The following is a 13976-nucleotide window of genomic DNA, read 5'->3' as shown; positions in this document are numbered from 1 at the left end:
CCGTGCAGCCACCGACCGTCCTCGTCGTCGACTACGGGGCGCAGTACGCCCAGCTCATCGCCCGCCGCGTGCGGGAGGCGCAGGTGTACTCCGAGATCGTGCCGGGGGACACGTCGGTCGAGGAGATCGTCGCGCGCAAGCCCGCGGCGGTGATCCTGTCCGGCGGGCCGTCGAGCGTGTACGCCGAGGGTGCGCCGTCGATCGACCCCGACCTGTTCACGGCGGGCGTCCCGGTCTTCGGCATGTGCTACGGCTTCCAGGCCATGGCGCAGGCGCTGGGCGGGGAGGTCGCGCCGGACGGCACGCGGGAGTACGGGCGCACCGAGCTCACGGTCACCGACCACCCCGGCGCCCTGCACGACGGCCTGCCCGGCACCCATCCGGTGTGGATGAGCCACGGCGACTCCGTGGTACGCGCGCCGGAGGGCTTCACGGTCACGGCGTCGAGCGAGCGGGCGAAGGTCGCGGCGTTCGAGGACACCGACCGGCGGCTCGCGGGCGTCCAGTACCACCCCGAGGTCGGGCACTCGCCGCACGGCCAGGAGGTGCTGCGGCGCTTCCTGCACGACGTCGCCGGTATCACGCCCGGCTGGACCACGTCGTCGATCATCGACGACACGGTCGCCGCCGTCCGCGCCCAGGTGGGCGAGGGGCGCGCGATCTGCGGGCTGTCGGGCGGCGTCGACTCCGCCGTGGCGGCCGCGCTCGTCCAGCGCGCCATCGGCGACCGGCTGACGTGCGTGTTCGTCGACCACGGCCTGCTGCGCGCGGGGGAGCGTGAGCAGGTGGAGCGCGACTTCGTGGCGGCCACCGGCGTCGACCTGCACACCGTGTCGGTCGCCGACCGCTTCCTCGACGCGCTCGCCGGCGTCACCGACCCGGAGACCAAGCGCAAGATCATCGGCCGGGAGTTCATCCGCGTCTTCGAGGCCGCCACGGCCGAGGTGGCGCGCGACGAGCACGTCGGCTTCCTCGTGCAGGGCACGCTCTACCCCGACGTCGTGGAGTCCGGCGGCGGGTCGGGCACGGCCACGATCAAGAGCCACCACAACGTCGGCGGGCTGCCCGACGACATCGAGTTCGCGCTGGTCGAGCCGCTGCGGGCGCTGTTCAAGGACGAGGTGCGCCGCGTCGGGCGGGAGCTCGGGCTGCCCGAGGCGATCGTCGGGCGCCAGCCCTTCCCCGGGCCGGGACTGGGAATCCGGATCATCGGCGAGGTCACCCGCGACCGCCTGGAGACGCTGCGGGCCGCCGACGCGATCGCCCGCGAGGAGCTCACCGCCGCGGGGCTCGACGACACGATCTGGCAGTGCCCGGTGGTGCTGCTGGCCGACGTGCGCAGCGTCGGCGTGCAGGGCGACGGGCGCACCTACGGGCACCCGATCGTGCTGCGGCCGGTGTCGAGCGAGGACGCGATGACCGCCGACTGGACCCGCCTGCCCTACGAGGTGCTGGAGCGGATCTCCACCCGGATCACCAACGAGGTGGCCGAGGTCAACCGCGTGGTCCTCGACGTCACGAGCAAGCCGCCGGGCACGATCGAGTGGGAGTAGCGGTCCGGACGTGACGGTGGGCGGTACCGGGTCCCCCGACCCGGTACCGCCCACCGTCCGCCTCCGCCCCGGGGCTCCCCGTCCCGGGCGGGTCGTCTACTCCCGCCGCCCCCGCAGGCTCCCCGCCAGCAGGACCATCCCGACGAACGCCGCGCCGCCGGCGAGCAGCCAGCGCGGGTCGATCGAGGGCAGCTCTCCCACGAACGCGCACACCGCGAGCACGAGGGCCAGGAGCCCGGTCACCAGGGTCAGCGCCTCGGGCCGGCGACGGCCCGTCTCCAGCTCAGCCACGGAGCACCTCCACGTCACCGGCACCGGAGTGCACGGTGATCTCCAGCGGGCGACCGCCCGCGATACCGTCCGCCCCCAGGTCGGAGACGGTGAGCGTGCCGTCGATGCCGTCGCGCTGCTCGTCGGCGGCGCGCACCTCCCCGACACCGGTGGTGCCGGTGAACGTCAGGTCGGCGTCGCGCGGGACCGTGACCGTGACGTCCCCGACGCCGAGCCGGACCTCGGTGACCAGCGGTGCGCCGGGCGCGGTGAGGTCGAGCGCGGTGAGGTCGATGTCGACGTCGCCCGCCCCGCGGCTGTAGACCGGCTGCAGCTGCGACACCGACGCCGGGCGGACGGCGAGGTCGCCGACACCGCCCTCGGGCCAGTCGAACGACGCCGTGGCCAGCGACCCCCACGTCACCAGGCCGACGACCACGGCCACGGGGATCAGCCCCCGCCCGGCCCGCAGGAACGACCCGGCGACGAGTCCGAACCCGAGCACGGTGAGCACCACGCCGAGCAGCACGGGAGCGTTGGGCGCCGTCAGCACACCGGTGGCCAGCATGAGCGCGGCGGTGGCGCCGCCGGCGAGCAGCGCGACGCCGAGCGTCACGGCCGTGACCGGCGGGCGGCGGCGGGCCGGGGCGGGCGGCGGACCGGCCGGCTCGGGCAGGTCCCAGGCGAACGGGGCGGCGCCCAGCGGGTCCCAGGCCGGCGGCGTGCCGTCCTTGACCAGCGACACGGTCGAGCCGTCGGCGGCCGCCGCGGTGGCGACCGGCGGCGAGACCGGCTGCGGGACCGGCTGCGCGACCACGCGCTCGCCGCGGCTGCGGTGCAGCAGGAACAGCAGCCCCAGTGCGACGACCAGCGGCAGGATCCCGAAGCCGTTGTCGTCGAACAGCGACCCGAACCCGATCACGCCGAGGACCGCCAGACCGACCAGTGCGGCGCCGCGCGGGCCCCGCTTGCCGACCGGCTCGTCGGTGCCGTCGGGCAGCGCGATCCAGCCCGCGACGTAGAGCAGCACGCCGACGCCCGAGAACGCGGCGACGACGAACGCCACGCGGATCAGCACCGGGTCCACGTCGTAGCGGCGCGCGATCGCCGCGGCCACGCCGGCGACGTGCCGGCCCTCCCGCGGCCGTGCCGGCCGCGTGTCCCACATGTCGCGGAGGCTCGTCCGCAGCTCTGTCCCGTCCATGTCCACCACCCTGCTCGCCGCCGACCCCCGAATCATGAGGGATGACCCCGGGACGCCCCCGAGATTCCCCCGATGTCACCCGCTCCCGTGCGTGTGACGATGGAGCGGTGAACACACCGACCCCACCGCTGGCCCGCCGCCGCTCGGGCCGGATCGTCGCGGGCGTCGCCGGCGGGGTGGCCGACCACCTCGGCATCCCCGTGACCTGGGTGCGCGCGGCGTTCGTCGGCCTCGCCGCCATGTGGTGGGCGGGCGCGATGGCCTACGGCCTGCTGTGGGTCTTCGTCAAGCAGGAGGGCGCCGACGTCGAGCGCCGCACGCCGCCGCGCGAGCGCCAGCAGGCACTCGGCCTGGCCGCGCTGGGCGTCGCCGCCGCGCTGACGGCCGCCGCGCTGGGCAACGACCTCATCGGCTGGATCGTCGGCCCGCTGGGCGTCGCCGCCGTCGGTGCGGCGCTGGTCTGGCGCGAGGCCGACGAGGGGCAGCGCCGCCGCTGGACCCGCTCGGGCACCGCCGGGGGCCGCAACGCGGTGCTCCGCACGCTCGCGGGGGCGCTGTTCGTCGCCGCCGGCATCGCGGTGTTCCTGTTCGGCCAGCTCCAGCTCGGGCAGGTGCAGTTCGCGCTGCTCGCGGTGCTCGCCACGCTGCTCGGCGTCGGCGTGCTGACGGTGCCGTGGTGGGTCCGGCTGGTCCGCGAGCTGACCGAGGAGCGCCGCGAGCGGATCGTGGAGACCGAGCGCGCGGAGATCGCCGCGCACCTGCACGACTCCGTGCTGCAGACCCTCGCGCTCATCCAGCGCCAGTCCGACCAGCCCCGCGAGGTCGCCCGGCTGGCGCGCGGGCAGGAGCGCGAGCTGCGGTCCTGGCTGTACGGGGCGGGCGGCTACGGCCGCGGCGGCACCCCGACGCTCGACGAGGGGCTGACGGCCGCGCTGGCCGCTGCGGCCGCCGAGGTCGAGGACACCTACGCCGTGACCGTCGCGCCCGTCGTCGTCGGCGCCGACCGCCCGCTCGACGACCACCTGCGGGCGCTCGTGCTCGCCGGGCGCGAGGCGATGGTCAACGCGGCCAAGCACGCGGGCGTCGCCGAGGTGTCGGTGTACGTCGAGGTGGAGGACGACGCGGTCAACCTGTTCGTGCGCGACCGCGGCGCCGGCTTCGACCCGGACGGGGTCTCCGGCGACCGGCACGGCCTCGCCGACTCGGTGCACGGCAGGATGGCACGGCACGGCGGCACGGTCCGCCTGCGCAGCACGCCGGGAGAGGGCACCGAGGTGCACCTCGCGATGCCGGTACGCACGCACGAGGAGGCGGCATCATGACAGAGGACCCGACCGACCAGCAGGCTCCGGACGGCGACGGCACCATCAGCGTCTTCCTCGTCGACGACCACGCCCTGTTCCGCTCCGGCGTCCGCGCGGAGCTCGAGCGCGGCGTCCCGGACGTGCGGGTGGTGGGCGAGGCCGGGTCCGTCGACGAGGCGGTGGCGGCGGTGCGGCACCACAGGCCCGACGTCGTGCTGCTCGACGTCCACATGCCCGACGGCGGCGGCGCCGAGGTGCTGCGCCGGCTGCGGCCCGAGCTTCCCGACGTCGTGTTCCTCGCGCTGTCGGTGTCGGACGCCGCGGAGGACGTCATCGCGGTGATCCGGGCGGGCGCGCGCGGCTACGTCACCAAGACGATCTCCGGTCGCGAGCTCGCCGACGCGGTCCGCCGCGTGCACGGCGGCGACGCCGTGTTCTCGCCGCGGCTGGCCGGGTTCGTGCTCGACGTGTTCTCCAACAAGCCCGGCGCGGCCCCGCCCGGAGACCCGGAGCTCGACCTGCTCACCCGCCGCGAGCGCGACGTGCTGCGCCTGCTGGCCCGCGGCTACGCCTACAAGGAGATCGCCGCGGAGCTGTTCATCTCGGTGAAGACGGTGGAGACGCACGTGTCGAGCGTGCTGCGCAAGACGCAGCTGTCGAACCGCTACGAGCTGTCGCGCTGGGCGTCGGACCGCCGGCTGGTGTAGCCGCTCAGCGGAGGAGGCCGCCGGCGAGCCCGCCGACGATGCTGGGCTCGTCGCCCTCCAGCGCGCCGCCGGCGCCGCTCACGACGCCGCCGAGGCCGCTGACGACCCCGCCGACCGGTCCGCCCACCCCGTTGCCGAGGTCCTGGACGGTGCTGCCGAGGCCGCCGCCCTGCGGGGCGGGAGCGCCGCCCTGGTCGCCGGAGCCCGAGCCCGAGCCGCCGCCGGAACCGGAGGGGGTGGAGGGAGCCGGGGTGGAGCTGCCGCCGGAGCCCGAGCCGCCGCCGGCGGGCGAGCCGGTGCCCGCGGAGGACGAGGAGCCGCCCGCGGACGATGCTGCGGTCGCGGCGGGGGTGCCGGTGGAGCCGCCCGTGGCGCGGGGGAACGCGACCTCGGTCCAGGCCATCGGCGCGGCCTCGCCGGCGTCGAGGGCCTGCGTCTGCGCGGTGGTGTCGATGACGGTGGGGATCGGGCGGTCCCGGCCCGCTGCGGGCTCGTCGAGGCGGCCCTCGCCGGCGTAGCCGCCGGAGGCGCGGGTGTCGTCGAGCGTGCCGGTGAGCGAGGAGTCGGTCATCACCGTGGCGCCGAGGACCGATCCGGCGGCGAGCAGGCCGCCCGCGGCGAGGGCGCTGCGGCGCACGAGGGCGCCGGAGCCGCGGCGCGGCCGCTCCTCGTCGTCGTCGGAGTCGTCGCGGCCGCGCGCGGCGACCGGGCGGTCGGCGGCGTGCGGGGCGCGGCCCTCGCGGCGAAGGATGCTGCCGACGGTGACGGGCCCGGTGGACGGCTCCGGCTCGGCCTGGGGCTCGGCCGCGTAGCGGCCCAGCAGCTCGGCGACGGTGACGACGTCCGAGGGGAACTCACCCGAGGTCGCATCGACGGATCCGGCGCGGGACAGCAGCTGGGGCACGACGCGACGTCCTCCTTGGAGTGAACGAGTTGCGGAATGTCTACCGGATGGCGCACCCGGGGGCCAAGTGCTACTCGCCCACTCGTCGCCCTTCACCCCAACGGCCCAGCACCGCTCGCCGGATGTGACGGACCGTTCATCCCCTTGTCGAGGTCAGAGCTGCCCGCGGAACTGCCCGCGGGTCTGGTCGAGCGCCCCCTTCGCGACGACGCCGGCCCCGCCGCCGAGCAGCAGGCCGAGCACGTCGAGGGGCAGCCCGCCGCTGGTGAGCAGCAGCCCGAGCGCGGCCGCCGCGGCCGTGCCGCCCGCGACCTTCCAGCGGCCCGACACGTAGTCGGCGGTGGCGCCGCCCGCGCCGCCCCGCTTCCGCGCTGCGCCGTTCAACATCGCCAGGTACCCGACATGACCCAGCGCGACGAGCAGCCCGGCGAGGGCCACGAGGAACGCCACCAGACCGACCACAGCTCCCATGGCGTCCAGAGTGCCAGAACCAGCGCGCTCCTAGCGTCCTCCGAGCCGTCCCCGCCCCAGGCGCAGCAGCAGCATCCCCAGCTCGCGGCCCTCGACGCCGAGGTCGCGGAAGCGGGCGAGCACGGCCATCTCGCGGTTGTAGACGATGCGGGGGCCGCCGGCGGCCATGCGCGCGCGGCCGATCCGCTGCGACACCTCGCTGCGGCGCATGACCAGGCGCAGGATCTCGGCGTCCAGGCGGTCGATCTCCTGCCGCAGTTCCTGGATCTCGTCCTCGGCGGGGATGTCGTCCTCGGGCGGGGCCTGTTCGGCGCTCACGGTCACGTCTCCTCCTCGTCGCCGGTGCCCGGGCCCGGACGCGGGAGAGCCCCGGGTCCGCTGGACTCCGGGGCTCGTGGGCTGGTCAGCGCGGGGCGGCCACGGGCACCGGGGTCCGGCACCCGTAGCGGAATCGGCAGCTCCGCAGCACGGTCGGAGTGTGCCACAGCGCGGGACCGTCAGGGGGCGGCGGTACCCTGCGGAACACGATGAGCGAGCCTGCGAGCGAATCGATGACACGGCGCCTGCGCGCAGCGCCGAGCTCGCGCAGCGAGGGAGAGCGATGAGCGCGCTGTTCGAACTGCCCCAGGAGACCGTCACCGAGCCCCGCACCGCCCGGGGCCGGACCCTGCTGGAGGGTCTCAACCCGCGCCAGCGGGAGGCCGTCGTGCACGCCGGGTCGCCGCTGCTGATCGTCGCGGGCGCGGGGTCGGGCAAGACCCGGGTGCTCACGCACCGCATCGCCTGGCTGCTCGCCGAGCGCGACGCGCACCCCGGCGAGATCCTGTCGATCACCTTCACCAACAAGGCTGCGGCCGAGATGAAGGAGCGGGTCGACGCGCTGGTGGGGCGCCGCGGCAACGCGATGTGGGTGTCCACGTTCCACTCGATGTGCGTGCGGATCCTGCGGCGCGAGGCGTCGCACCTGGGCGTGCGCAGCGCGTTCTCCGTCTACGACGCCGACGACACGCGGCGGCTGATCGGGATGATCACGCGCGACCTCGGGGCGGACCCGAAGAAGTACGCCCCCCGCGCGGTCGCCGCACAGATCTCCAACCTCAAGAACGAGCTCCTCTCCGCCGACGACGCCGCGGAGCGCGCCACCAACGACCACGAGCGCAAGGTGGCCGAGGTCTACAGCGTCTACCAGTCGCGGCTGCGCACGGCCAACGCGTTCGACTTCGACGACCTGATCATGGAGACGGTCTCGCTGCTGCAGCGGCTGCCCGCCGTCGCCGAGTACTACCGCCGCCGGTTCCGCCACGTACTCGTCGACGAGTACCAGGACACCAACCACGCGCAGTACGTGCTGGTCCGCGAGCTGGTGGCGCCCGCGGCGCCGGGTGCGCTGCCGGGCGAGCTGTGCGTGGTCGGCGACTCCGACCAGTCCATCTACGCCTTCCGCGGCGCCAACATCCGCAACATCGTGGAGTTCGAGAAGGACTTCCCCGACGCCCGCACGATCCTGCTGGAGCAGAACTACCGCTCCACGCAGACCATCCTCACGGCGGCCAACACCGTCATCGCCCGCAACCCCGACCGCCGCGACAAGCGCCTGTGGTCCGAGCAGGGCGACGGGGAGAAGGTCGTCGGGTACGTCGCCGACAACGAGCACGACGAGGCGGCGTTCGTCGCGGCCGAGATCGACCGGCTCGTCGACTCCGGCGAGCACCGCAACTCCGACATCGCGGTGTTCTACCGGACCAACTCGCAGTCGCGCGTCTTCGAGGGCGTGTTCGCCCGCGTCGGGATGGCCTACAAGATCGTCGGCGGCGTCCGCTTCTACGAGCGGATGGAGGTGCGCGACGCGCTGGCCTACCTGCGGGTGCTGTCCAACCCCGAGGACACGGTGAGCCTGCGGCGCATCCTCAACGTGCCCAAGCGCGGCATCGGCGACAAGGCCGAGGACACCGTGGCGGCCTTCGCCGACCGCGAGCGCATCTCGTTCGCCGCGGCGCTGCGGATCGTCGCCGAGCAGCCCGAGCGCGTCCCCGGCCTGGTCACTCGCTCGCAGCGCGCGATCGGCGGCTTCGTCCGGATGCTCGACGAGCTCGACGAGCTCGTCGCCCGCGGGGAGGAGACCGCCGAGCTGCTGGAGGCGGTCTACGCGAAGACCGGCTACACCGCCGAGCTCGAGGCCAGCGAGGACCCGCAGGACGGGTCGCGACTGGACAACCTCGCCGAGCTGGTCACGGTGGCGCGGGAGTTCGCGGGCGACGTCGCCGCGGCCGACCCGGACGCCTCCGACGTGGAGGTCGGCGCCCCCGAGCCCGGCTCCCTGGCCGCGTTCCTGGAGCGGGTGGCGCTGGTCGCCGACGCCGACTCCATCCCCGACGACGACCAGGGCATGGTCACGCTGATGACGCTGCACACGGCGAAGGGGCTGGAGTTCCCCGTCGTGTTCCTCACCGGCTGGGAGGACGGCGTCTTCCCGCACATGCGCGCCATGGGCGACCCGGCCGAGCTGGCCGAGGAGCGGCGGCTGGCCTACGTGGGCATCACGCGCGCCCGGGAGCGGCTCTACCTGTCCCGCGCGATGATCCGCTCGGCGTTCGGCCAGCCCAACGCCAACCCGGCCTCGCGGTTCCTGGCGGAGGTGCCCGAGGGCCTGGTCGACTGGCGCCGCGCCGAGCCCGAGCGCTCGGCCCCGGTGGGCCGCTTCGGCTTCGGCCGGCGCAGCACCGCCACCGACCGCGGCACGTGGAACGTCCCGAAGGCGTCGATGGCGCCCACGCTCAGCCTCGACGTGGGCGACCGCGTCAACCACGACAAGTACGGGCTGGGTACGGTCGTCGCGTCCGACGGCAGCGGTGCGCGGGCCACCGTCACGATCGACTTCGGCAGCTCCGGCACGGTGCGGCTCATGCTGATCGGCGGCGTGCCGATGCAGAAGCTGTAGGCGCGGTGGAGGCGGTCGAGCGCTTCGCCGACGTGGTCGACGGGTTCGCCGACGACCCGGGCGTCGAGCCGCCGCGGCCCGGCGCCCGCGGGTTCGGCGCGCGGGCGCTGCGCGCGGGCGGCGCGATCTTCGCGATGCTCGACGTCTACGGCCGGTTCGTCGTGAAGCTCGACCCCGCGCGGGTGGGGGAGCTGCTCGACGCCGGCGCCGGGGCGCGGTTCGACAACGGGCACGGCCGCGCGATGCGGGCGTGGGTGGTGCTGGGTCCCGAGCAGGACTGGGCGGAGTTCGCCCGGGAGGCGCGCGAGCGGGCCTGAGCGGGGCTCAGAAGCCGTCGATGCCGTGCTGCTCCAGCCACGGGCGGGGGTTCATCGGGTTGTCGTTCGCGTCGTGGATCTCGAAGTGCAGGTGCGGGCCGGTGGAGAAGCCGCGGTTGCCGAGCTCGGCGATCTGCTGGCCGGCCGCCACCTCGTCGCCGACCTGCACGACCGCCCGGTTGATGTGCCCGTAGACCGACTTGGTGCCGTCGGCGTGACGGAGCACGACCCAGAGCCCGAAGCCCGACGCCGGGCCCGACTTCTCGACGACCCCGTCGGTGACGGCGTAGATCGGGGTGCCGATCGCGTTGGCGATGTCGATGCCGTTGTGGTGGGTGCCCCAGCGGCCGCCGAAGCCGGAGGTGAAGCGGCCGATGGTCGGCTGCACGAACGCCTGGTCGCCGACGAGGTGCGCCAGCGGGGCGCCGAAGGAGAGCGCGGAGGTGAGGATCGCGTCGCGGCGGGCGAGCTCCTGGCCGATCTCGACGGCCTTGGTGAGGTTCTGGACGTCGACCTGCGACTCCGGGTCGAGGCCGACGGTCGCGAGCGCCCCGGGGAGCACCTGGTCGCCGCCGATGGCGTCGACCGGGAAGACGGCCTCGCCGACCTCGGCGACGGGCAGCAGCGCGCTCATCGCGACCGGCGGCGGCTCGGCGGCCTCGAGCAGGGGTGCGACGGCGGTCTGGCCGGCCGCGACGACGGCGCCCGTGGCCACGGCGGCGACGGTCACGCGGCCGCGGAGGGACGCGGCGGGAGGCGCCGGTAGCCGGTGCACCCCGGGGACGGTGACGACGCGCAGTGGCGCCGTCACGTCACTGAGGTGGTCCGGGGCGCCGCTGGGGGAGCGGTGGCGCGCCACGACCTGCCCTTCTCGACGGATGGTGGTCTCCGTACCGCGGGCCGGTCGGCGTGGACTGGGGATGTCCCAGGCGTCTCGGGGGATGCCTGCTGCCGTCGTGACCGGTCCGTGATGCGAACGGGCGAAACGTAGCGGTGGTCACGCGCCGTAGGCAAATCAGGGGGCGGCGTGTCGCGAAGTCGACCGCTCCTATCAGGACGCGGGCGAGGAGCGCTGACCGAACGTGGTCGGACGGGGGTTGTCGAGAGCCTGGCCACGGCGGAACGGGTGACGGCGATGGTCCGAACGAGCGAGTGCGCTGACCACCCAGTGCACGGACCGCGGGTCGATCGGCAGGGAGAGGTGACCGACGTCACGCAGCTCCAGGTGTTCGACGTGCAGGTCGGCGTGCGCGAGCCGGGCGTTGCGCTGCGGCACGATCATCTGGTCCATGCGGCTCCACACGACCAGGAACCGCGTGGGGCAGCCGGGTGCGGGCTCCTCCAGCTCGCGCAGCAGGTCGGAGCCGGGGCGCAGCTGGGCGGCCAGCGGCGTGGGCATGAGGTAGGCGCTGAGCGAGCCGGTGTGCGGGCTGCCCAGCGTCACGAGCGTGTCGACGACGTCGGAACCGCCCAGGCGCTGCACGTAGTAGCGCGCGATCATCCCGCCCAGCGAGTGCCCGACGATGTGGACGCGCTCCGCGCCCGTGAGCTCGCGCAGCCGCTCGACGTGCCCGCGCAGCTCGTGCGCCGCCGTGCGGACGTCGTCGGTGAACAGGCTGTAGTTCACCGCGTGCACGGTGCCGAACCCGCGCCGGCGCAGCGCGCGGCGGAAGACGGTGAACACCGAGCGGTTGTCCATGATCCCGTGCACCAGCAGGATCGGGTAGCCGGCGCCCTCGGGGTCGGCCACCAGCAGGCCGCGGCGCTCGGGCGGCAGCGGGTCGGTGCGGTAGCCGTCGCCGGACTCCACCAGCGTCTCGCGCAGCAGTCCGGCCGGGTACACGGCCAGGTGCGCCGCCAGCCACGCCCACTCGACGGCGACGCCGCGCAGGCCGGAGGGGGTGCCGACGGTCCGGGCGGTGTAGGCCCCGGCGCGGCCGACCTCGACCGCGGCCCGGCCGACCGCCCCGGCGGCGGACGCCAGGCGGTCGAGTCCCTCGCGGACCAGCGCCATGTACCCGACGGTAGGCCAGAGACCGCCGTCGCGCTGTCCCCGATTGACACACCGTGCGGAACGGCCCTGTCCGACCGGGGGGTGACAGCGGTCACCGGGGCAGGTCAGGGCAGGTGCGGCCCGCGTCGCTAGGGTCGTCGCAGCAGCGTTTCCGCGAGCCGGAGAGCGGCTCACACGCACAGCGGAGTGGGAGAGCCCATGGATCTCTACGAGTACCAGGCGAAGGACCTCTTCGCCGCACACGGCGTCCCGGTCCTGCCGGGCAAGACCGTCGAGACGGTCGAGGACGCGAAGGCCGCGGCGGCCGAGCTCGGCACCGCCGTCGTCGTCAAGGCGCAGGTCAAGGTCGGTGGCCGCGGCAAGGCCGGCGGCGTCAAGCTGGCGACGACCCCGGACGAGGCGGCCGAGAAGGCCACCGACATCCTCGGCCTCGACATCAAGGGCCACACGGTGCACCGCGTGCTCGTGACCACGGCCAGCGACATCGCGGAGGAGTACTACTTCTCCTTCCTGCTCGACCGCTCCAACCGCACCTTCCTCGCGATGGCGAGCGCCGAGGGCGGCATGGAGATCGAACAGCTCGCGGTCGAGCGGCCCGAGGCGCTGGCGCGCATCCCGATCGACGCGATCGCGGGCGTCGACCGGGCGAAGGCCGCCGAGATCGTCGCGGCGGCGAAGTACCCGGCCGAGGTGGCCGAGGAGGCCGCCGACGTCATCGTGAAGCTCTGGGAGACCTTCGTCTCCGAGGACGCCACGCTCGTCGAGGTCAACCCGCTGGTGCGCGACCCGCAGGACCGGGTCATCGCGCTGGACGGCAAGGTCACGCTCGACGAGAACGCCGGCTTCCGGCACCCCGAGCACGCGGCGCTGGTCGACGAGCGCACCGAGAACCCGCTCGAGGCCAAGGCGAAGGCCAAGGGCCTCAACTACGTCAAGCTCGACGACGGCCAGGTCGGCATCATCGGCAACGGCGCGGGCCTGGTCATGAGCACCCTCGACGTCGTCGCGTACGCGGGCGAGAAGCACGGCGGCGTCAAGCCCGCCAACTTCCTCGACATCGGCGGCGGTGCGTCGGCGCAGGTCATGGCCGACGGCCTCGACGTCATCCTGGGCGACCCGGACGTCAAGAGCGTCTTCGTCAACGTCTTCGGCGGCATCACCGCGTGCGACGCGGTGGCCAACGGGATCGTCGAGGCCCTGAAGATCCTGGGCGACAGCGCCACCAAGCCGCTCGTGGTGCGCCTGGACGGCAACAACGTCATCGAGGGCCGCCAGATCCTCGACGACGCGAACCACCCGCTCGTCACGCAGGTGGACACCATGGACAACGCGGCCGACAAGGCCGCCGAGCTCGCAGCGGCGGGGGCCTGACTATGTCGATCTTCCTCAACGAGAACAGCAAGGTCATCGTCCAGGGCATCACCGGTGGTGAGGGCACCAAGCACTCCACCAAGATGCTCGCGGCGGGCACGAACATCGTCGGCGGCGTGAACGCGCGCAAGGCCGGCACGACCGTCGAGATCGGCGGTAAGAAGCTCCCGGTGTTCGCCACCGTCGAGGAGGCCATGAAGGAGACCGGCGCCGACGTCAGCGTCGCCTTCGTGCCCCCGAAGTTCACCAAGGACGCCGTGATCGAGGCGATCGACGCCGAGATCCCACTGCTGGTGATCATCACAGAGGGCGTGCCGGTGCACGACTCCGCGTACTTCTGGGCGCACGCCGTGGCCAAGGGGAACAAGACCCGGATCATCGGCCCGAACTGCCCCGGGATCATCTCGCCCGGGAAGTCGAACGCGGGCATCATCCCGGCCGACATCGCGGGCGCCGGCAAGATCGGGCTCGTCTCCAAGTCGGGCACGCTGACCTACCAGATGATGTACGAGCTGCGCGAGATCGGCTTCTCCACCGCCATCGGCATCGGCGGCGACCCGGTCATCGGCACCACGCACATCGACGCGCTCGAGGCCTTCGAGGCCGACCCCGAGACCGCCGCGATCGTCATGATCGGCGAGATCGGCGGCGACGCGGAGGAGCGCGCGGCGGCCTACATCAAGGAGCACGTGACCAAGCCGGTCGTCGGCTACGTCGCGGGCTTCACCGCGCCCGAGGGCAAGACGATGGGCCACGCCGGCGCCATCGTCTCCGGCTCGGCAGGCACGGCGCAGGCGAAGAAGGAGGCCCTGGAGGCCGCCGGGGTCAAGGTCGGCAAGACGCCGAGCGAGACCGCGGACCTGATGCGGGAGATCGTGGCGGGGCTGTAGCGCCCGCCCCTGTGTTGCAGGAAAGCCACTTTC

General features: G+C 74.0%; 14 protein-coding genes. 7 read left to right on the top strand and 7 right to left on the bottom strand.

The features are described from left to right. Positions 1 to 2 precede the first annotated feature (2 nt). On the top strand, positions 3 to 1553 hold the full coding sequence (gene guaA, locus I4I82_RS09595; protein WP_218594465.1) for a glutamine-hydrolyzing GMP synthase: 1551 nt from the start codon (positions 3 to 5) through the stop codon (positions 1551 to 1553). A gap of 96 nt (positions 1554 to 1649) precedes the next feature. On the opposite strand, the gene I4I82_RS09590 is transcribed toward guaA, so the two are convergent. Together I4I82_RS09590 and I4I82_RS09585 are read right to left on the bottom strand one after the other, a co-directional pair. Next, a complete protein-coding gene (locus I4I82_RS09590; protein ID WP_226369968.1) occupies positions 1650 to 1844 on the bottom strand; it encodes a hypothetical protein in 195 nt (64 codons plus the stop codon). Further along, positions 1837 to 3027: a PspC domain-containing protein gene (locus I4I82_RS09585; RefSeq protein WP_218595640.1), complete on the bottom strand. Its 1191-nt coding sequence runs from the start codon at positions 3025 to 3027 to the stop codon at positions 1837 to 1839. Before I4I82_RS09585 ends, I4I82_RS09590 begins: the two co-directional genes overlap by 8 nt. Before the next feature lie 41 nt (positions 3028 to 3068). Between I4I82_RS09585 and I4I82_RS09580 the strand changes: the two genes are divergently transcribed. Beyond that, positions 3069 to 4349 carry an ATP-binding protein gene (locus I4I82_RS09580; protein ID WP_218592227.1) on the top strand — a complete coding sequence of 427 codons (1281 nt, stop codon included), beginning with the start codon at positions 3069 to 3071 and terminating at the stop codon, positions 4347 to 4349. Continuing rightward, positions 4346 to 5038: a response regulator gene (locus I4I82_RS09575; protein WP_172157916.1), complete on the top strand. Its 693-nt coding sequence runs from the start codon at positions 4346 to 4348 to the stop codon at positions 5036 to 5038. Before I4I82_RS09580 ends, I4I82_RS09575 begins: the two co-directional genes overlap by 4 nt. Positions 5039 to 5042: 4 nt before the next feature. On the opposite strand, the gene I4I82_RS09570 is transcribed toward I4I82_RS09575, so the two are convergent. From I4I82_RS09570 to I4I82_RS09560, 3 genes are all read right to left on the bottom strand, one after another. Beyond that, positions 5043 to 5942, bottom strand: coding sequence for a hypothetical protein (locus I4I82_RS09570; protein WP_218592228.1), 900 nt, complete (start codon positions 5940 to 5942; stop codon positions 5043 to 5045). Positions 5943 to 6095: 153 nt separating this feature from the next. Continuing rightward, positions 6096 to 6413, bottom strand: coding sequence for a hypothetical protein (locus I4I82_RS09565; protein WP_218592229.1), 318 nt, complete (start codon positions 6411 to 6413; stop codon positions 6096 to 6098). Positions 6414 to 6443: 30 nt separating this feature from the next. Further along, on the bottom strand, positions 6444 to 6737 hold the full coding sequence (locus tag I4I82_RS09560) for a chorismate mutase (protein WP_205347169.1): 294 nt from the start codon (positions 6735 to 6737) through the stop codon (positions 6444 to 6446). Positions 6738 to 7014: 277 nt separating this feature from the next. On the opposite strand from I4I82_RS09560, the gene pcrA reads away from it, so the two are divergent. Continuing rightward, on the top strand, positions 7015 to 9351 hold the full coding sequence (gene pcrA / locus I4I82_RS09555; RefSeq protein WP_218592230.1) for a DNA helicase PcrA: 2337 nt from the start codon (positions 7015 to 7017) through the stop codon (positions 9349 to 9351). Positions 9352 to 9356: 5 nt separating this feature from the next. After that, positions 9357 to 9668: a hypothetical protein gene (locus tag I4I82_RS09550; protein ID WP_218592231.1), complete on the top strand. Its 312-nt coding sequence runs from the start codon at positions 9357 to 9359 to the stop codon at positions 9666 to 9668. Positions 9669 to 9675: 7 nt separating this feature from the next. Here the strand turns inward: I4I82_RS09550 and I4I82_RS09545 are convergent, their stop codons facing one another. Continuing rightward, the gene (locus tag I4I82_RS09545; RefSeq protein WP_226369967.1) at positions 9676 to 10527 is read right to left on the bottom strand and encodes a M23 family metallopeptidase; all 852 of its coding nucleotides are present in this window, start codon (positions 10525 to 10527) and stop codon (positions 9676 to 9678) included. A gap of 192 nt (positions 10528 to 10719) precedes the next feature. Then, positions 10720 to 11682 (bottom strand): alpha/beta fold hydrolase, encoded by a 963-nt coding sequence (locus I4I82_RS09540; RefSeq protein ID WP_218592232.1) that lies wholly within the window; start codon positions 11680 to 11682, stop codon positions 10720 to 10722. Between the two features lie 198 nt (positions 11683 to 11880). On the opposite strand from I4I82_RS09540, the gene sucC reads away from it, so the two are divergent. Both sucC and sucD read left to right on the top strand, forming a co-directional pair. Next, on the top strand, positions 11881 to 13053 hold the full coding sequence (gene sucC / locus I4I82_RS09535; protein ID WP_218592233.1) for an ADP-forming succinate--CoA ligase subunit beta: 1173 nt from the start codon (positions 11881 to 11883) through the stop codon (positions 13051 to 13053). A gap of 2 nt (positions 13054 to 13055) precedes the next feature. After that, positions 13056 to 13943 (top strand): succinate--CoA ligase subunit alpha, encoded by an 888-nt coding sequence (gene sucD, locus I4I82_RS09530; protein WP_218592234.1) that lies wholly within the window; start codon positions 13056 to 13058, stop codon positions 13941 to 13943. Positions 13944 to 13976: the final 33 nt, after the last annotated feature.

It is taken from the genome of Pseudonocardia oceani, from assembly GCF_019263585.2.
GTDB classification, from domain to species: domain Bacteria; phylum Actinomycetota; class Actinomycetes; order Mycobacteriales; family Pseudonocardiaceae; genus Pseudonocardia; species Pseudonocardia oceani.
Note: the sequence above shows the minus strand (reverse complement) of the source record. Positions and strands in the feature narration are given on the sequence as shown.